The organism is Methylobacterium sp. 17Sr1-1 (assembly GCF_003173775.1).
Classification (GTDB): domain Bacteria; phylum Pseudomonadota; class Alphaproteobacteria; order Rhizobiales; family Beijerinckiaceae; genus Methylobacterium.
Map to the genome: position 1 here is coordinate 6,475,546 of NZ_CP029552.1, position 18,484 is coordinate 6,494,029.

General features: G+C 71.1%; 15 protein-coding genes, 1 tRNA gene and 2 pseudogenes. 9 read left to right on the forward strand and 9 right to left on the reverse strand.

The window, feature by feature from the left end; translation table 11 throughout:
- Together DK412_RS29595 and DK412_RS29600 are read left to right on the forward strand one after the other, a co-directional pair.
- Complete coding sequence (locus tag DK412_RS29595; protein ID WP_109974919.1) at nt 1-996, forward strand: ABC transporter permease subunit; 996 nt, start codon at nt 1-3, stop codon at nt 994-996.
- Entirely contained in the window at nt 990-1,799 is an 810-nt protein-coding gene (locus tag DK412_RS29600; protein ID WP_109974920.1) for an ABC transporter ATP-binding protein, read from the forward strand. The genes DK412_RS29595 and DK412_RS29600 overlap by 7 nt, the downstream gene beginning before the upstream one ends.
- Before the next feature lie 280 nt (nt 1,800-2,079).
- Here DK412_RS29600 and DK412_RS29605 read toward each other — a convergent pair whose 3' ends face one another.
- Entirely contained in the window at nt 2,080-2,304 is a 225-nt protein-coding gene (locus DK412_RS29605) for a hypothetical protein (RefSeq protein ID WP_109974921.1), read from the reverse strand.
- A gap of 781 nt (nt 2,305-3,085) precedes the next feature.
- Between DK412_RS29605 and DK412_RS29615 the strand changes: the two are divergent.
- Nucleotides 3,086-4,373, forward strand: a pseudogene (locus DK412_RS29615) (transposase).
- 170 nt (nt 4,374-4,543) lie between these two features.
- Here the strand turns inward: DK412_RS29615 and DK412_RS29620 are convergent.
- The 4 genes from DK412_RS29620 to DK412_RS29640 all read right to left on the reverse strand — a co-directional run bounded on the left by DK412_RS29620 (nt 4,544) and on the right by DK412_RS29640 (nt 9,472).
- Nucleotides 4,544-4,617: transfer RNA gene (locus tag DK412_RS29620), tRNA-Gly, on the reverse strand.
- A 75-nt stretch (nt 4,618-4,692) separates the two neighbouring features.
- Nucleotides 4,693-6,171, reverse strand: coding sequence for a M48 family metalloprotease (locus DK412_RS29625; RefSeq protein ID WP_109974923.1), 1,479 nt, complete (start codon nt 6,169-6,171; stop codon nt 4,693-4,695).
- 5 nt (nt 6,172-6,176) lie between these two features.
- The gene (locus DK412_RS29630; protein ID WP_109974924.1) at nt 6,177-6,980 is read right to left on the reverse strand and encodes a DNA-binding protein; all 804 of its coding nucleotides are present in this window, start codon (nt 6,978-6,980) and stop codon (nt 6,177-6,179) included.
- Nucleotides 6,981-9,091: 2,111 nt separating this feature from the next.
- Nucleotides 9,092-9,472 carry a hypothetical protein gene (locus DK412_RS29640; protein ID WP_109974926.1) on the reverse strand — a complete coding sequence of 127 codons (381 nt, stop codon included), beginning with the start codon at nt 9,470-9,472 and terminating at the stop codon, nt 9,092-9,094.
- Nucleotides 9,473-9,895: 423 nt separating this feature from the next.
- Here DK412_RS29640 and DK412_RS30480 point away from each other — a divergent pair, with 423 nt between their 5' ends.
- Together DK412_RS30480 and DK412_RS29650 are read left to right on the forward strand one after the other, a co-directional pair.
- Nucleotides 9,896-10,246, forward strand: a complete 351-nt coding sequence (locus tag DK412_RS30480) for a hypothetical protein (RefSeq protein ID WP_162596347.1) — start codon at nt 9,896-9,898, stop codon at nt 10,244-10,246.
- Between the two features lie 130 nt (nt 10,247-10,376).
- Complete coding sequence (locus DK412_RS29650; protein WP_109974928.1) at nt 10,377-10,619, forward strand: hypothetical protein; 243 nt, start codon at nt 10,377-10,379, stop codon at nt 10,617-10,619.
- 43 nt (nt 10,620-10,662) lie between these two features.
- Here DK412_RS29650 and DK412_RS29655 read toward each other — a convergent pair whose 3' ends face one another.
- Together DK412_RS29655 and DK412_RS29660 are read right to left on the reverse strand one after the other, a co-directional pair.
- Nucleotides 10,663-11,133, reverse strand: a complete 471-nt coding sequence (locus DK412_RS29655) for an MgtC/SapB family protein (RefSeq protein ID WP_109974929.1) — start codon at nt 11,131-11,133, stop codon at nt 10,663-10,665.
- Between the two features lie 92 nt (nt 11,134-11,225).
- Nucleotides 11,226-11,630 carry a diguanylate cyclase gene (locus tag DK412_RS29660; protein ID WP_109974930.1) on the reverse strand — a complete coding sequence of 135 codons (405 nt, stop codon included), beginning with the start codon at nt 11,628-11,630 and terminating at the stop codon, nt 11,226-11,228.
- 232 nt (nt 11,631-11,862) lie between these two features.
- Between DK412_RS29660 and DK412_RS29665 the strand changes: the two genes are divergently transcribed.
- The 4 genes from DK412_RS29665 (at nt 11,863) to DK412_RS29680 (ending at nt 15,956) form a co-directional block, all read left to right on the forward strand.
- Nucleotides 11,863-12,312 carry a helix-turn-helix transcriptional regulator gene (locus tag DK412_RS29665; protein ID WP_109974931.1) on the forward strand — a complete coding sequence of 150 codons (450 nt, stop codon included), beginning with the start codon at nt 11,863-11,865 and terminating at the stop codon, nt 12,310-12,312.
- Between the two features lie 98 nt (nt 12,313-12,410).
- Nucleotides 12,411-13,589 (forward strand): methionine adenosyltransferase, encoded by a 1,179-nt coding sequence (gene metK, locus DK412_RS29670; RefSeq protein WP_109974932.1) that lies wholly within the window; start codon nt 12,411-12,413, stop codon nt 13,587-13,589.
- A gap of 158 nt (nt 13,590-13,747) precedes the next feature.
- Nucleotides 13,748-14,449: a tRNA (guanine(46)-N(7))-methyltransferase TrmB gene (locus DK412_RS29675; protein WP_109974933.1), complete on the forward strand. Its 702-nt coding sequence runs from the start codon at nt 13,748-13,750 to the stop codon at nt 14,447-14,449.
- A gap of 130 nt (nt 14,450-14,579) precedes the next feature.
- Nucleotides 14,580-15,956, forward strand: a complete 1,377-nt coding sequence (locus DK412_RS29680) for a leucyl aminopeptidase family protein (RefSeq protein ID WP_245447350.1) — start codon at nt 14,580-14,582, stop codon at nt 15,954-15,956.
- Nucleotides 15,957-15,962: 6 nt separating this feature from the next.
- Here the strand turns inward: DK412_RS29680 and DK412_RS29685 are convergent.
- Nucleotides 15,963-16,936: pseudogene (locus tag DK412_RS29685) on the reverse strand (EcsC family protein).
- 83 nt (nt 16,937-17,019) lie between these two features.
- A complete protein-coding gene (locus tag DK412_RS29690; RefSeq protein ID WP_109974935.1) occupies nt 17,020-18,357 on the reverse strand; it encodes an AmpG family muropeptide MFS transporter in 1,338 nt (445 codons plus the stop codon).
- Nucleotides 18,358-18,484 lie beyond the last annotated feature (127 nt).

Consider the following 18,484-nt stretch of genomic DNA (forward strand, 5'->3'; position numbering starts at 1 on the left):
ATGAGCGACATCGCGCTTCCCCGGGCGGAGGGCGCCGTCCGGCGCCCCGCCTTCCTTCCCGCCCCGGCTTCGGTCGCGGCCTCCGCCGCCTGGATCGGGCTCTCCGCCCTCGTCGCCCTGCCGCCCGACCTCGGGGATTTCGGCCTCACCCGCGAGCTTGCCATCGGCCTCGCCGGGTTCGGGGCCGTCGTCCTGGCGGCGGGCTTCCTGCGCCCGGGCGAGACCGGCCTCGCCCGGCGGATCCAGGGCTGGTCGCCCTGGCTGATCGTGCTCGCCGCCCTGCTGGGTCTCTGGGAGGTGGCGACGGCCAAGCGCGCCTGGCTGCCGATGCCGTTCTTCCCGCCGCCCCAGGCGATCCTGGAGGTCTTCGTCGAGGATTACGCGCGGCTCGCCGACAGCGTCTGGCATTCCCTGCGGCTGCTGGCCGGGGGCTACGTCCTCGGGGCGCTCGCCGGCTTCACCCTCGGCGTCGCGGTCGGCTGGTCGCGGAGCGTCGGCTACTGGGTGCATCCGGTTCTGCGCTTCGTCGGCCCGCTCCCGGCCACCGCCTGGCTGCCCCTCGCCTTCTTCGTCTTTCCGTCGAGCGGCTCGGCCTCGACCTTCCTCGTCGCGCTCGCCACCGGCTTTCCCGTCACCGTGCTGACCTGGTCGGGCATCGCCGGGGTCAACAAGGCGTATTACGACGTCGCCCGGACGCTGGGGGCCCGCGAGGGATTCCTGATCCTCCGCGTGGCGATCCCGGCGGCCCTGCCGCACGTCTTCGTCGGGCTGTTCATGGGGCTCGGCAGCTCCTTCGCGGTGCTGGTGGTCGCCGAGATGCTCGGCGTGAAGGCGGGTCTCGGCTGGTACCTGCAATGGGCGCAAGGCTGGGCGGCCTACGCCAACATGTACGCGGCGCTCGCCGTGATGGCGCTCGCCTGCTCGGGCCTGATCACCCTGCTGTTCCGGCTGCGCGACCGTCTCCTGTCCTGGCAGAAGGGCCTCGTCCAATGGTAGCCGGCCTGATCGCACGCTCCGAAGCGCCCTCTTTCGTCCCTGCGAAGGCTCCCGCCCGCGGCGCCGCCCTCGCGCTGCGCGACGTGCACCACGCCTTCGCACTGAAGAAGGCGCCACTCCCGGTCCTCGACGGCGTGTCGTTCGACGTCGAATCCGGCGCCTTCGTGGCCCTGCTCGGGCCGTCGGGCTGCGGGAAGTCGACGCTGCTGCGCCTCGTCGCCGGGCTCGAGCCGCCCAACGAAGGTCGGATCAGTGTCGACGGCGCCCCGTTGCAGGGCCCCCATCCCTCCCGCGGCCTCGTGTTTCAAGACCCGACGCTCTATCCCTGGCGCAGCGTTCTGGGCAACGTCGCGGTCGGGCCGGAGGCCCGCGGGCGCGCCCGGGCGGAACGCGACAGGGTGGAGGAGGCGCTGGCCCTCGTCGGGCTGTCGGGCTTCGGCGACGCCTTTCCGCACCAGCTCTCGGGCGGCATGGCGCAGCGGGTGGCGCTGGCCCGTGCCCTCGTCAACGCGCCGCCGCTGCTTCTCCTCGACGAGCCGCTCGGCAAGCTCGATTCGCTGACCCGCCTGACGATGCAGGCCGAACTGGTGCGGCTGTGGCAGGACAAGGGCTTCACCGCGCTGCTCGTCACCCACGACGTCGAGGAGGCCCTGATGCTCGCCCAGCGCATCCTGGTTTTCTCGGACCGACCGGCCCGCATCCGGGCCGACATCCCTTGCGACCGGCCCTATCCGCGCCACCGCGAGGACCCGGGTGTGGTCGCCGACCGGCGCACTATCCTGGATCTTCTCGGAACCGCCTGAGGAGTTCATATCGGTCGAACTTGTAGGTTGTTCGTTTTCGACCGCGCCGCAGGGCCTCCCGGTGGGCAGCGCGATCCAAACCACGTTTCCCGAGGGCGGCTCCACGGAGTGACCATGGGCCCTGCAGAGCCCTGGAATCCGTGTTCCTGGCGCGGGGGTTCGCGGTAGTTGCCGCGGAAGTGAAGGAGGGTTTGTCCGTGCACTTGGCACGGGGTCGGACATCCAACCGGTGGAATCGCGCACGATGGTTTATCCGTGCCAATGGCACGGTGTAGGGGAGCTACTCCCCCTTGAGGTCGAGTTGCGCGCTCCCGTTGCCCACAACCGGAATCGGACTGCCCTCCTCGGCCCACCGCATAAGGGCCGGCCGCGCCGGCCCTTCCGGGTCGAGATAGCCCAGCCGCCCGAGCGCCCGGAGCCGAGCACACTGCCGCGGCCACTCCACGATGCGCTCCGACCGCTCGTCCTCGTCGAAGGCCTCGTCATCGTCGATGGCGGTGGCCAACGCGTACAGGCGCCCGAGACGGTCTTGCGATTCCTCAGTCGGGGTCGCGAGACCGAGGATGTACGTACCAGTCGCCCTCGTCAGTCGGGACGTCGATGAGGCGCGCAGACGACATGTATTCCAGCAGGAGGCGCAGGTCCCCATCCTCGACAGGCTCGCCGGGTTCGCCAGGCACGCTGAGGCCCGCGTCTCCCAGGGCGCAGTATCCCTCGTCACGCTCGTCTGCGTCGCGCGAACCGGCGGAGATGGGCGCGCTCCGCCTCGCTCAGGTCAGTCCAGACGAAGTCGCCGACCGGGTACCGCTCCCGGCGCGATCCATGTTCCGCGACGTCAAAGCTCCCACGCAGGGGCGACACGCCCCATGCGAAGGAGGAAAATCCATCCATATTCGATAACCCTATCGCGGATGCCTTCGCATGTCATGATAACCATCGGGACCTCCGCCAGGATGGTTAATATGTGGTTCATTAGCGAGGGCAATAGGCCCGTCGAAGGGCGCCAGATACTCGGCAGCGCCCTCGTCACCAGCGACGACGTGAGAAACGCCGAGAGCAGTCTGTGCCGGGTCTCCGGCACCCGCCCCCGCAGGCTCTCGCGCTAGACGAGGGACCGCTGCCCCACGGGGATCTCCCTGCGAATCCAGTAGTCCGTCCAAGGCGCGTGCCTTCTAAAGTGCAGTGCTTGTAACTATATCTTTGCGACGATTGAAGCATTGCAAGGACCAGACCCGCTCCGGTCTGCTGTCATCGAACGGTTCGAGAGGCATGCGCCGACGAGCCTGATGGCCCGCACGGCCCTGGAGCTCGCGCTGCCAGCCCGCTGGGTCGACGAGGTGTTCGAGCAGCACAGTCAGCGGCAATACACGCGGGAGTTGCCGTTCCCCACCGTTGTCGGCTGATGATGCTCGTCGCGCTCGGCCTGCGCTCCTCCCTGCATTTGGCGGCGCGCGAAGCCGAGGATCTGACGGTCTTACTTCCTGCCCTCTCAGAGAAGGTCAACCGCACCGAGCCCGACCTCCTGCGCGCCCTCGTGCGCGGCAGCGCGGCCCGGTTGGCCCCGGTGATGACCGCGGCGGGCACCGGCCATCCGAGCCTGCCGGGTTTTGCCCTGCGCGTGCTGGACGGCAACCATCTGCCCGGCAGCGAGAAGCGCCTGTAGCCTCTGCGCGCACATCGCGGCGCAGCCCTGCCGGGGCAGACCCTGGTGGTCTACGATCCCGATACCGGCCTGGCCGTCGACCTGGTGGCGGGCGAAGATGCCTATGCCGACGAGCGGACGCTGGCCCGGGATCTCCCGGACGCCGCCACGCCTGGCCAGGTCTGGGTCGCGGACCGGCACTTCTGTGTCCGGACCTGGCTGGAGGGGCTGGTCGCGGCGGACAGCCACCGTGAGCACCTCAACCATCCCCGCCTGAAGGCACAGGAGGGCTGGCAGGCGTGCGGCTCCTGCGAGACCGGCACGCTGCGCGAGCAGAGCATCACCCTGGAGGGGAGCGAGGTCTCCTGGCGGCGCATCGCCCTCGGCCTGACGACGCCGACGACGCAGGGCGACCAGACGATCTGGCTGTGGAGCAACTTGCCCCCGAGCGTCAGCGCGGCGCAGATCGCGCAGGTGTATTGGCCACGTTGGCGGGTCGAGGGGCTGTTCCTGCGTCTGGAACGGGTGCCGCACAGCGAGGCCGGTCGCCTGGGTCGCCCGCGGGCGGCGCTTCTGGGGTTTGCGTCTGCCGTTCTGGCGCACAACGTGCTGAGCCTGTTGAGCGCGTGCACGGGCCCGAGCCGCGGGTCTCGATGTTCCACCTGGGCCGCCAGATCTGTGCCGGCTACGAGGGGCTGATGGTGGCGCTGGGGCGCGGCCTCGTGTTGACGGGCCAGGAGGATGCGGCGGGCGTCGCAGCCCGCTTGCTCGCCTTGGCCGAGCACGTCGACCCAGGTCGGATTGCAACCAGCCCACGTGGTCCCTAGCGCAAGGGCGACAAGCCCTATGTGCCGGCGGCCACCGCCCGTGCGCATCTAGCCACCGCCAGGGTGCTCGAAAAGGCCAAGCTAATGGCTAAGAAAACACCTTAGAAGGCATGCCTCTAACGCCTCGAGTGTCGCGCTATCCCCATGAATCGCACGGGCACAGCAGCCTGCGCCGCGTGTTGTATCGATGTTGTATCGCAGGGTTTTCGACACGAGCCGAAGCTACGCGGGAGCTAAGCGCCTGCTGAGGCTTCAGGAAAAGGCTCAGGGGGAAGTGGAGCGGGTGAAGGGAATCGAACCCTCGTATTCAGCTTGGAAGGCTGCTGCTCTACCATTGAGCTACACCCGCGGCGGCTGCCCAGATAGCACGGTCGGTCCGGGTTGAGAAGCGGGGCGGCAGGGGAATCGGGCCGCGCCGCCTCCCCTACTCCACCACCAGCTTGTAGGGCTGGCCCGCCCGCAGCGGCACGCCCTTGTCGAGCCCGTTGAGGACCTGGAAGCGCTCGAGCGGCCGATCCACCGCGGTCATGCGCTGGGCCAGGCTCTCGGGGGTGTCGCCTGGCGCGGCGGTGACGATCTGGATGCGCAGGGGCTTGAGGCTGCGCGCCTCCTCGGGCGTGACCAGGGCGATGCTCGACAGCCAGCGGCCGAAGGCCGGTTCGGGATCGGCATTGCCCTTGGCCGCCATGATCATCCGGAAGGTGTTGGTGCCGACCCGCACCGCGGCGAGGCGGAAGAACCACTCCTTGCCCTTCGAGACCGCGGTGACCGCCGGGAAGCCGTTCAGCATCCGGTTCTCGAAGCTGCCGGTCTCGATCGCGTCGTTCCAGGTCGCCTTCAGCACCTCCTCGAGGCCCTGGCCGGCATTGGTCTCGACGGCGTCGAACAGCAGGCGGCGGTTGCCGTCGGGAGTGGTGCCGAGGACCGCGCGGGCGGTGTTGTCGAGCCCGAACCCCTCCGGCGCCTCGAAGGCGACGCCGAGGCGCGGATGGATGAAGCGGCGGCCGCGGATCAGCCCGTCGGCCGGGTTGTCGCCGTAGGCGATGCCGTCGATCGCCGCGAGGTAGCGGTTGCGGTCGTCGACGCCGAGGCCGGGCGCGCCGATGCGGCGCGCGGCCTGCGTCACCTGGGTGATGCGCTCGGGCGTGCTCGGGTGGGTCGCCAGCATGTCGGGCTCGGAGGCGAGCCCGGCCCCGGCGCGGAGCGCCGTGGTGCGGTTGAGCGCGGTGAGGAAGCGCGCGGCGCCGAACGGGTCGTAGCCGGCGCGGGCCAGGGTGCGCACCCCGGTCTGGTCGGCCTCGAATTCCTGCGTGCGCGAGAAGCGGGCCAGCACGAAGCGGGACTGGTCCTGCAGCAGGGCGCCGGTCGCCGGGTCGTTGAGCACGTCGGCCACGACCTTGCTGACGAGCTCGGAGCGGAGCGCCATCTCGGTGCGGGCGCTGGCGTGGCGCAGGGTCACGTGGGCGATCTCGTGCGCGAGCACCGCGGCGAGTTCCGAGGTGTCGTCGGCGAGCGCGAGCAGCCCCCGGGTGACGTAGAGGCGGCCGGTCGGCAGCGCGAAGGCGTTGACCACCGGCGAATCGAGCAGCGTCACCGCGTAGGTCTCGTCCGGCCGCTCGGTCGCCTTGACCAGGCGGTCGGTGACGTCGCTGACAAGGCGGAGCGCCGACGGCGCCTTGTACTCGCCGCCGAAGGAGGCGACGAGCTTGGCGTGGTCGGCGTCGTTCGCCGGCCGGTCGCGCCCGGTGGTGCGCGGCGCCTCGGGCGGCACGACGGCCGCCACCGGCGCCAGAGCGCCGGTCTGGTCGGCCGTGCAGGCGCCGACGAGCAGGGCGAGCGCCGCTGCGGGCAGGACGGCCGCCCGGCGCCGGGCCGGCTGTGTTCGCGTGAAAGACCACCCCATGACGATCAGCGCCGCGGCGCCTGCTCCTCGTCCAGCAACTCGATCATCTCGGCCGCGCCGATATCCAGGGTCGGCCCGCGCCACAGCTCGACGATGCCGCGAGCCCGCACGCGCCGCCCCCGAAGCGCTGAGGAAGAGAAACCACGTTCGAGCATGATCCGCCAAGTGCGTTTCGACACCGTGACCGTAACACCTTCCGTGCCGAAAGGGGCGAAGTTGAGGTAGGTCCGGCGCTCGCGCTCGCCCACGTTGCGCACCCGCCCCTCCACCACCGCGAACCGGCCCGCCCTCTCCCTGAGTCGCGCCACCTCCTCGGTCGGCACCGGCGGCGCCCCGGCCCAGAGCCCGTGCCCGGCGCGGCGGGCCGCGTCCTCGAGCGCCAGCAGGCCGGGACGGCACAGGCTGTCGCCCTCCCCGGCATCGACCTGGACGAGGCCCGCCGCCACGAGCCCGCCGGCGAGGTCGATCGGGGCCGCATCCCCGGTGGCGGCGTCCAGGATGATTCGGCCCCAGCGATCCGGCTCCGGCGCCTCCCGCGTGGCGAGCGCCCGGCCGGCGAGCCCGGCGAGCCAGGACCGCGCGGCCTCCGCCGCCGCCGGGTCGTCGGGCCAGCGCAGGCCGTCGAGGCGCGCCCGCCGGCCGGAGGCGAGGACGAGCTCGCCCCGCGCGGCGACATCCTCGATCCGGTCCTGCCCGGCGATGCGCCCGCGGCAGGCCGGCGGCTCGCGCCCGCGCGGTGCCGCCGCCTCCGCCGCCCCGGCCCCGGCGAGGAGCGCGAGGCCGAAACCCGCCGCGATCGGTCCTCTCATGCTGCAAAAGCCCGTGGTGGAGATCCGGCCGCCTCGCCCACGGCGAGGTTGGCGGAAACGGGCCGGGATGGTAAGAGGCTCGCCGTGGGTCTCCGTAGCTCAGCTGGACAGAGCACAGGTTTCCTAAACCGAATTGGGCGTCGCGCCGGGAAACCGCGCGGCGGATCCGCTCAAAGTCGGGGAAAGCGTCGAGCCCTCTCGCGGCTCACGCCGATCCCGAGCCAAGCCCGGCCCGCCAGGCCGGGAAGGTGTAGAGACTAGACGGGCGGCACCTAAGGGCTCCGGCAAGGCATCTTGCGGGACTACGGTGAAGGGATAGTCCAGACCACGAACGCCTCGCGGCGGCGGCGAAAGCCGAAGTGGTACGAAACCTGGGGTCGCAGGTTCGAGCCCTGCCGGGGACGCCACGCCTTCTTGAGCCCTGGTTCGGGCTGACACTCCGCTGAAATCAGTGCCTTGCGCATCGCCGGTGATGCAAACGGCTGGTGCGAGCGGACCATGGGCGCAATGAACGACGTCCTGCGAGTCAGGCACGGCACGTGATATGTCCGGCAGGTCGTCCCGGCCGAGCTGCGACCTTTCATGCCCATCCATGGACCGGGAAGGCGGCCAGGACGGGGAGCCTCCGCGCCAAGACCCCGGTCCTGCCGAGCGGGCCCACGCCCGCCTCCTGCCCCGCTGCGGGTCTGACGTCGAGGAAGCCGGGTGGACCAGGGGCGAGGATCCCGGCGAGCGGGCTCGCGGAGCCGCCGCCCACCCACGCGGACATCGAACTCTGGGTGCAGCAGGTCGAGCGCCGATCAAAGAGCGAGCCGCCGATGAAGCGGGCCTCGGGCACCCATGAAAATCCGACACTGGCCGGATGGTGCCGCACACCGGGTCTCGACGCACCAGCTTGACGTGGGAAAAAGTCCCACTTATTTTCGCGACAGGCTGGAATCCTCGCTGGATCGTCCGGGAGCCTTACGCGCGACAAAGCTTCAGTCGCGCCCAGACTAATGTCATTGCTCTGCTGCAAGGCGATCTCGATGGTCCATCGAACGATTTTATCGATTGGCGCCAACTGGAAAATGATGCTGCTCGCATTGATGCTCGCATCAATATATACACTATTCGCCCCTGTCGTGAGCAACGATCTATCGGGACAGGGTTTGGAGCAGGTCAGTTATAGGGGTTGCACTGCCATAACCTGGAGAAATCCAGTGACGGGCCATAGCGAGGTCCGGCGTGGACATCTCGACTCGAATGGCTTCCCGGTCTGCAAATGAATGCGGCCGCCCCCGATCTATCATGCGGCGATCGATCATACGGTGACTTGGACAATCGGATCGGCCTTAGCCCGGCCGAAGCCGGTATCAATGCTTCTCATGTCGCGAGAGAGTGGGTCCCAGGGCGATGCGCTCCAGCCCTTCCTCGCGGTCGACAATAGCCCATGATCCGATCACCCATGACTGCTGGTCCGTGACCCCTGGTCTCCGGTGCGATGGGACGTCGCGGCGAGCGAGCCCGTCTCCTCGCGACACCAGCGAGGATTGCGCATCTCAGCTGTTACGTTCCGGGCCCGGAACCCGTCGGCCGGCCGCACGTTTCCAGGACAGCAGCGGATTCCCCAATCCCCGATGACAGCGCGCCCGCCGAGGTCCTAACCCTCCGGCGGGCGTTCTGCGTGTCACGGCGATGGTCCGGCGGCGCGATCGCGGGAGAGGCACCGTTCGGCCTCCCGGGTCGCTCACTGCGAACCACCTCTCACGGCAATCGGCGACCCGCCGGTGTCAGTCCCTGAGGCCGACGGTCGCAACCCTCGCGTTTCGAGCTTGAGCGTGGCCCCGAGTCCTCACTCCCGCCTTGTTTGCGGCGCCTCGTGTCTCCCGACACGGCCGCCGGCGACGCGGCCCGAACCCTTCCAGCGAGGCGGCACCATGCGTTTCATCGGCATCTTCGGCGCTCTCCTCTCCGTCATCCTCGTCCTGACGGTCGGCGCGCTGTTCAATCTGGTGGCGGCGCCGTTCCGGGCGGCCCTGGCCTCCCGTCGGGCCTGACGCCGCCCCGCCCCGATCCGCGCCGCCCTCACCGGGCGGGCCGCGCCGTCGAGACGGGGCCGCGCACTTTTTTCACAAGCCGGCCCGGGCGAGCCAGATCGCCGCCGAGAGGCCGACGCCCGCGACGCCGATGAAGCCGAGATACAGGGCCAGGGTCGGGTCGGCCCGGTCGTGCGCGTAGCCCGGCTTGCGCGGGGACAGGCGCCACCTTTCCTTGATCTCGGCCAAGCGGGCCCGGGCGATGTCCTTCGGCGAGAGGGCGTTGCCGCCCGCCTCCTCGCAGGTCCCGAGCATCGCCATGCCGGGATCGAACACCTCGACCTTGTCGCCGCTGCGGCCGGAATCGATGTCGCCCTTGAGCATCGCCGTGTTGGGCTTCGGCGCGTCGACCGGGGCCGGCGGGTCGGCGCGCTGCGCCGAGAGGTGCGGGGGAATGTCGGTGTCGTAGCTCATGCTGCTCGCTCCTTAGCTCTGGCATATGGGGCCGGCCGTCGCCCCCCGATCGAGAACGGACTCGAGGCTCGGGAGGACGGCTATGGCGGGACTACGCTTGCCGCGCTGCGAAGTTCGGAGCGGGACTGCAGGCGCCCTGCGGCACGACGACCGCCCGCCTCCCTCCGGACGGAGGGTACGGACGGTCAAGCTCCGTGCGGCGAAAGCGCCGGTCCGGACGGAACGATGCGATGCAACATGAGTTGGTGCATTGCAGCATCGCGGCTGGCCCGCGGCGCTGCTGCCCTCCTAGGGCGTTTCCTCCCCGACTGAAGCCGCTCGAGAGAGCGGCTTCCTTTTTGTCGCGAGGGGGCCGGAACCGGCGGACAGGGATCCGGTCATCGCACCGTGAGATCGCGGTACCCGGCGGCGCGATTTCGCGCTATGGGCAGCGAAGCGGTGCCGGTCCCGGCCGATTCTCTCAAGCTTGTTGCTCTCGCCATCATGGTGCACGACGGCCCTTCCCTTTCGGGAACAACGCTCCAAGGAGCCACGCTCCAAGTCGATTTGGAGGAAGTCGCGCCGGGCGAGTTCATCATCTCCGTCGTCTGGCGCGAGAAGAAGCTCGGATCGCTGTATCTCAGGGGCGACCGCGCGGAGGCCGAGGCCTTCCTGGAAGCGGCCCGCCAGCGCATCGTCGTGTCGATCGCCGGAGATGCGCCGAGCGACGTCGACCGGCAGGTACAGCGCGAGCTGATCGACCTGAGCCTGAACCTGCAGCAGCCCCGCGGCTGACCGTCGGCGCCGGTCCGGCCGCGGTCGTCGGCGCCCGGCCGGTCGACCCAGTTACCTTCCGCAGCGTCGGGAACCTTTCTCCGCGTGGTCGGTAGAGTCATATAGCGGACACTCGCCGAAGGTTGACTCAATGCCCTGCTACTACGTCGACAGGTTCGATGGCATCGTGGTCTTCGACGACGTAGGGGTCGAATTGCCTGATCTGAACGCGGCGCGCGACTACGTTCGCGCTGTGCTCACAGACATGATGAACGCCGAATCACGGATCGGAGAGGCGCGCTGCCGCGCCGCGGTACGGGACGCGTCGGGCCGGCGCGTGCTGGAGGCCTCCCTCGTCCTGACGATGTCCACGGAGGCGCCGGCCGCGGCCTGACGTCGGCCGCCCGCGGGGCGATCCCGGCCGCGCACGGGATGCGTCAATCGTGGTCTGCCGCTCGTTCCTCCACCCCGTCCCGCCTCCGCCGCGCATCGATGGCCCGGTCGATGACGCCGCCGAGCATGAGGGTGGCGAGGAGGAAGCCCGTGCCGAGCGCCAGCGGACGATAGGCGCCGAGGCCGCAGACGATGCCGAGGGCCGCCGTCACCCAGATCGCCGCCGCGGTGGTGAGGCCGTGCACCCGGCCGCCGCCCTCGCGCTTCACGATCACGCCGGCGCCGAGGAAGCCGATTCCGGTGATCGTGCCCTGGATCGCCCGGCTGGCATTCGCGTCGGTCTCGTCGCCGGAGAAGCCGGACCCCGCCAGGGTCACCAAGGCCGCGCCGAGGGCGACGAGGCCGAGCGTGCGCACGCCCACCGGCTTCGAATGCATCTCGCGGTTGATGCCGACCAGCCCCCCGGCGAGCACGGCCGCGCCGAGGCGCAGGCAGATCTCGGTGGTCGAGAGCATCGCTCAGGACCGCCGGGACGCGGACGGACGGGGGAGGAGAGCGGGATGCGCCAAGACGATTCTCACCATGACGATTCTCACCATGACGATCCTCACCCGGCCCTGTCGCGACCGGTCGCCTTGGCGCGGTAGAGGGCGCCGTCCGCCCGCGCCATCGTGTCCGCCAGCGTCCGGTCGTCCGGCCGGCTCAACGCCACGCCGAGGCTCGCCGTCCAGGCGGGCAGGCCCGGCACCTCGCGGGGCGCGATCGCGAACCCGTCGCCGCCGAGCCGGACCGCCAGGTCGCGCGGCGAGGGCAGCCGGGCCGTGACGAGGTGGTGGGTGGAGGCCGCGAAGCCAGCGAGGATCGCTGCGTAGGCGGCCGCCCCCGCCGCCCGGCACGGCCAGTGCGTCTCGTCGCGGCGGCCGGCCCACGGCACCAGGAACACTGCCGCGAGGGCGCTGGTGGCGAGCGAGCTGCACAGGCGCAGGGTCGCGATATCCGGCAGGGACGGCATCGTTGGGCGGATCGGCTCCGGGCGGCACGCTGCCTAGTCTTCCCGCCCAGTCGTTAAGGCCGGGTATGGGCCCGCCCCGCGCGCCGCCGTCGGCGCCGCCATCCGCTATGACGAATGAAGCGTTCGCCGAAAACGCGGGCATTTACGCGATTGCAACGATCGGGAATCAACAATCACCGCGTCGTCTTCCATGCCGCGGCGCGACGCGCGGGCAGACCTGCGAGCCGATGAGATGGCCGGGAAACCTGCGGATCACCGCGACGTCCATATCGGCGGACTGATCGAGGAGCGGCGCCTGCGCGCCGGCCTGAGCCGGGAGGCTCTCGCCTCCCCGCTCGACGTCTCGCTCTCGCAGCTCGGCAAATACCTGAAGGGCGCCAATCGCCTGAGCGCCACCGACCTCGACGTGGTCGCGCGCGTGCTCGGCGTGCCGGTCGGGTATTTCTTCGAGACCATGCCGGGCCGCGAATCGGCCCAGCCCGGGCTCAGCGACCGGCCGCAGGCGCGGCTGGAGACGCTGGAGGCCTGGACCGACTTCGCCGAGGCCGTGGCCCGGGCCGCCGACACCCATCTCGACGGGGAGCGCCGCCAGGCCCTGGGCAGCCTCGTGCGCGCCGTCGACCATGCGCTGTCCGGGCAACAAGCGTTCGATAAAGCGAACGACTCCGGTCCGTCGGATTGACGTTCGGAATTCCGGCTGCCAGAACCCCGCGATCGAAGTGTCGGGCTTCGTCGGCCTGCGCGCCGCGCTCGACGAGATCGTTGAGGGCTCCGCACGCCATGCCGCGTTCCAACTACCTGTTCACGAGCGAGTCGGTCTCCGAGGGCCATCCGGACAAGGTCTGCGACCGCATCTCCGACACCGTGGTCGATGCCTACCTCGCGGTGATGCCGGAGGCGCGCCTCGGCGTCGAGACCCTGGCGACCACCAACCGCATCGTCATCGCGGGCGAGGTGCGCGGCCCCGACTCGGTCACCTTCCGCGACCTCGAGGAGCTGACCCGCGCGGCCGTCAAGGACATCGGCTACGAGCAGGACGGCTTCCACTGGAAGAACAACGACGTCGCCATCTACCTGCACGCCCAGTCCGCCGACATCGCCGTCGGCGTCGACGCCGCGGGCAACAAGGACGAGGGCGCGGGCGACCAGGGCATCATGTTCGGCTACGCGACCGACGAGACCCCCGCCCTGATGCCGGCGCCGATCTACTACGCCCACAAGATCCTCAAGGACCTGGCCGATGCCCGCAAGAGCGGGGTCGGCGCGGCGGCCAAGCTCGGCCCGGACGCCAAGAGCCAGGTCACCGTGCGCTACGTCGACGGCCGCCCGGTCGAGGCGACCCAGATCGTGCTCTCGACCCAGCACCTCGACGAGTCGCTCGACTCGGCCGGCGTGCGCGCGATCGTCGAGCCCTACATCCGGGCGGCGCTGCCTGAGTCCTGGATCACCGACGGGACGGTGTGGCACGTCAACCCGACCGGCAAGTTCGTGATCGGCGGCCCCGACGGCGACGCCGGCCTGACCGGCCGCAAGATCATCGTCGACACCTACGGCGGTGCGGCCCCCCACGGCGGCGGCGCCTTCTCGGGCAAGGACCCGACCAAGGTCGACCGTTCGGCGGCCTACGCGGCGCGCTACCTCGCCAAGAACGTCGTCGCCGCCGGCCTCGCCCGCAAGGCCACGATCCAGCTCGCCTACGCCATCGGCGTCGCCAAGCCGCTGTCGATCTACGTCGACCTGCACGGCACCGGCGAGGTCGACGAGGCCAAGCTCGAATCGGTCCTCGGCCAGCTCGTCGACCTGTCGCCCCGCGGCATCCGCACCCATCTCGGCCTCAACAAGCCGATCTACGCCCGCACCTCGGCCTACGGCCATTTCGGCCGCGAGCCGGATGCCGACGGCGGCTTCTCGTGGGAGCGCACCGACCTCATCGGCCAGCTCAAGAGCGCGCTCGCCTGATCCGGCGCCCCGGTGCGAGAGCAGCGCCCGATGACGTTGCGATCGGGCGCTGCTCTCGGTCTTTGATTTTGCCGCATTTTCTTCGCCCAACCGGTATCCACTTGGTCGGAAAATGCATTAACGGGGCGTCCACACACCCATTTCGGCACCGGGACACCATGGACGACCACGATACCGACGCGGCGCCTGAGCGGGCCCGCGCCTTCTACGGCCGGCGCAAGGGCAAGCGCCTGCGTCCCGGCCAGGAGGAGCGCCTCGCCGCCCTCCTGCCCCGCCTGCGCCTGCCCGAGAGCGGCGCCCTCGATCCGGCCGCCCTCTTCCCCCGCCCGGTCACGCAGACCTGGCTCGAGATCGGCTTCGGCGGCGGCGAGCACCTCGCGGCCCAGGCCCGGCTCAATCCGGGCACCGGCATCATCGGCTGCGAGCCCTTCGTCAACGGCTTGGTGAAACTCCTGCGCACCCTCGACGACGAGGCGATCGACACCGTCCGGCTGTGGGACCGGGACGCGATGGAGCTGCTGCCGCGCCTGCCCGATGCCAGCATCGGGCGGGTGTTCCTGCTCTATCCCGATCCCTGGCCGAAGCGCCGGCAGCGCAAGCGCCGCTTCGTCTCGGACGAATCCCTGCGCGAGATCGCCCGGGTGCTGGTGCCCGGCGGCGAGTTCCGCTTCGCCTCGGACATCGACGACTACGCCGGCTGGACCCTGGTGCGCGCTGCGAATTGCCGCGCCCTGCGCTGGACCGCGACCCGCAGCGCCGACTGGACCACGCCCTGGCCGGAATGGCCCGGCACCCGCTACGAGGCCAAGACCACGGCGGAGGGACGGCGGCCCACCTATCTGACCTTCGAGCGGGTCTAGGGGGCGGCGGGACCACGCCAGGGCGGTCCTGCGACGGCTTGCTTCACGCTCCGGGCGCGGGCGGCCCGAGCATTGACAAGCGTCGCGTCTTGGCTCCCCCTCCGGCCTTTCGATGGAGGGGATGCCCCGCGTGACCACGCTCCTGCCCGCGACCGAGGACGCCATCCCGATCCGCTGCGTCGACGCCGCCGGATGGCCGGCCGTGGCCGCCGCGCTGCCGCCGCTGGCCGCGGCCTTCGCGGCGGCGTCCGGGTTCGAGGCCAAGCCCGGCCGAACCGCCCTGCTGCCGGGGCCGGACGGGGCGCTGGCCCTGGTGCTGTTCGGGGTCGAGGCGGCCGGCCGGGCCGATCCCTTCGCGATCGGACGCCTGCCCGATGCCCTGCCCGCGGGAACCTACCGCCTCGAGAATCCGCCCGGCGATCCGGCCCTCGCGGCGCTCGCCTGGCGGCTCGCCGGCTACCGCTTCGGCCGCTACCGCGAGCGGCCGGCCGTGAAGGCCCGGCTGGTCGCGCCCGACGGCGTGGATGCCGCCGAGATCGACCGCATCGCCGACGCGGTGGCGGCGGGCCGCGACCTCGTCAACACGCCGGCGAACGACCTCGGCCCGGCGGAGATCGAGGCGGCGGCTCGCGCCCTGGCCGAGCGCTTCGGCGCGTCCATCGCGGTGATCTCCGGCGAGGCGCTGGAGCAGGGTTTCCCGCTCATCGCGGCGGTCGGCCGGGCCTCGCCGCGGGCACCCCGCCTGATCGACGTGACCTGGGGCGATCCGGCGGCGCCGCGCGTCACCCTCGTCGGCAAGGGCGTGGTGTTCGATACCGGGGGGCTCGACATCAAGCCCTCGGCCGCGATGCTGCTGATGAAGAAGGACATGGCCGGCGCCGCGGTGGCGCTCGCCGCCGCCGAGATGGTGATGGGGGCCGGGCTCCCGATCCGCTTGCGGGTGCTCGTCCCGACGGTCGAGAACGCGGTCGCCGGCGACGCCTTCCGCCCCGGCGACGTGCTGGCGAGCCGGCGCGGTCTGACCGTCGAGATCGGCAACACCGACGCGGAGGGGCGGCTGATCCTCGCCGACGCGCTCAGCCTCGCCGACGAGGATTCGCCCGAACTGGTCTTCGACTTCGCGACGCTGACGGGCGCCGCCCGGGTGGCGCTCGGCCCCGACCTGCCGGCCCTCTTCACCGAGGACGACGCGCTGGCGGCCGAGCTGACCGCCACCGGTCTCTCGGTCCACGATCCGGTCTGGCGCATGCCGCTCTGGGCGCCCTACGCCGCCTTGCTCGATTCGAAGATCGCCGACCTCAACAACGTCTCGGGGGGCCCCTTCGCCGGGGCGGTGACGGCGGCCTTGTTCCTGCGCCGCTTCGCGCCGGCGGCGAAGGCCCACGTCCATCTCGACCTCTACGGCTGGAACCCGAGCACGAAGCCCGGCCGGCCGGAGGGTGGCGAGGTGCAGACCGCTCGGCTCGTCTACGCCCTGCTGAAGGATCGTTACGGCGCGCGCGGGTAGGAGCCGCTACGCGGCGCCGAGCGCGGCCCGCTCCGCCTCGTAGGCCTCCCGCACCACCGCCTTGCCGTAGCGGCGCTCCAGCCGCCGCACGGTGAAGTGGCCGCGGGCGATCGCCTGGAAATGGTCCATGAAGGCGGTGTTGACGGCCGCCCCCCGAGGGCGCCGAGCACCGGAACCGCCTGGGCGGCGAGCTTCTGCGACACCACGCCGCCGAAGCGGGCGCCGACCTGGCCGGCGAAGCGCATCAGCGCCGGGGCGCTCTCGTCGAGGAGGCCGCGGCCGGCGGCGTAGCGGGCCGCCTCCGACATCGCCTTGGCGAGCGCGCCGCGCACCGCGAAGTAGCCGCTCTCGGCGGCATTCCCGGCCGCGCCGTCGGCTTGCGTCGAGCCGCGGCCGCCGAGCGCGAAGACCTGCATGCAGGCGAGCGCGGCCTCCGGATCGCCCAGATCCTCGCCCTCGCGCTGGGCGATCTCGGCGATCGAGCGCAGCATCAGGGTGGTGGAGAGCGGCAGTTCGACGGCGAGGGTCGAGAGGCCGAAGGCGCCCCCGATGGCGCCCGAGACCGCCGCCAGCGCCTTGTGGCCGCGGTCGCCGGGGGGAAAGCGCTCCAGAAGCTCCATCGCTTTGGCGCGCCAGGACGGCGACAGGTCGGGGCCGAGGGGCGCCAAAGCTCCCTCCGATGAGGCCCCCTCCGACGCGGCATCGGCCGCCTTCGGCAGGGTCGCGAGCGCCACGTGCAGGGCGCCGCGCATCGCCGTCTCGGTGGCGTGGCCGACCGCGTCGACGACGGGGGTCGGCAGGGCGCGGGTGATCAGGTCGAGAGGGGCGCCGGCCATGGCCGAGAGCCGGCCGGCGAGGCTCGGGCGCTCCAGGGACGCGACCGCCCGGCGTAAGGCGCCGCGGTCCTCGGCGCTCAACGGCTCCGGCGCCCCGACCGGGACGGGGGACGGGGCGGGCTCGACGGCGACGATCTCGGACACGGGCGCTCCCTCGCGGACAAACAGGCTCGGGATTAAAGCTGGGGCGCCGGGGGCGGGTTCCGCAAGGGGCGCCGCCCAGCCCGTCAGGCCCGGGCCGGCAGTTCCTCCGGCGGCGCCGGCTCCACCTCCCCGGGCAGCATCCGAAGCCCCAGGCACAGCACGGTCACCGGAATGCCGACGGCCGCGGTCATGACGAAGAAGGCCGGGTAGCCGAGCGACTCGACGGCGAAGCCCGACAGGCCGCCGACGAACTTGCCCGGCAGGGCGTAGAGCGAGGAGAGCAGCGCGTACTGCGTCGCCGCGAAGGCCGGCGAGGTCAGGCTCGACATGTAGGCGATGAGCGCCGTGCCGGCGAAGGCGCCGGCGAAATTGTCGATGCTGATGCTGGCGACGAGCAGCGGCAGGTCGTGGCCGGCCAGCGCCAGCCAGGCGAACATCAGGTTCGAGGCCGAGGCCGCGATGCCGCCGATCAGGAGCGCCGGGTAGAGGCCGAGCCGGCTCACCGCGATGCCCCCCGCGAAGGCCCCGGCGATGCCGACCCAGACGCCGTAGACCTTCGAGACCGTGGCGATCTCGGAGAGCGAGAACTTCATGTCGATGTAGAGCGGGTTCGCCATGATGCCCGAGACGATGTCGGGCAGGCGGTAGACGGTGATGAGCGCCAGGATCAGGACCAGCCCCGAGCCCTTGCGGCGCATCAGGTCGGCGAAGGGATCGACCACCGCCTCGCGCAAGGAGTGGCGCCAGCCGCGCCGCGGCCCGGGATCCCGTCCCGGTACCTTCGGCGCCGCGAGCGTGCCGGCGATGGCGAGCCCCATCAGGAGCGCCATGCTGCCATAGGCCGGCGCCCAGCCGAAGGCGTCGGCGACGAACAACGCGCCCGCCCCGGCGCAGATGCGGGCGAGGCTGTAGCCGAGCTGGTAGGAGGCCAGCATCATGCCCTGCCGCTCGGTCGGGGCGGAATCGATGCGCCAGCCGTCGACCACGATGTCCTGCGTCGCCGAGGCGAAGGCGATGACGAGGGCGCAGAGCACCGTGTAGCCGAGGTCGCCCGCCGGATCGCCCCGGCTCATCGCAATCAGGCCGGCCGCCACCGCGAGCTGCGACACGAGCATCCAGGCGCGGCGCCGGCCGAGCCAGCGCGACAGCACCGGCAGGTCGATCCGGTCGATGACGGGGGCCCAGAGGAACTTCAGCGTGTAGGCGAGCGAGACGTAGCTGAGGAGCCCGATGCTCGAGCGCTCGATGCCGGCGCTGCGCAGCCAGGCCGACAGGGTGGCGAAGACGAGCAGGATCGGCAGCCCGGCACCGAAGCCGAGCACCAGCATCAGGGCCATCCGCCGGTCCGCCGCCACGTCCCGCAGGGTGGCGCGGGTGCGGGCGAGCCAGCCCGTGCCCTCTCTCCCGGCCGTCTTGGTCATCGCGCTCGTCGTCCTCTTCGGCCTGCGGCCAACGCCGCGGAGTCGACCCCAGCATGTGGGCGGGATCATGATGGATGAAGAATTAACATTGCGTCCACCGCAGCTTACGTGACCATCGGGAACCCCG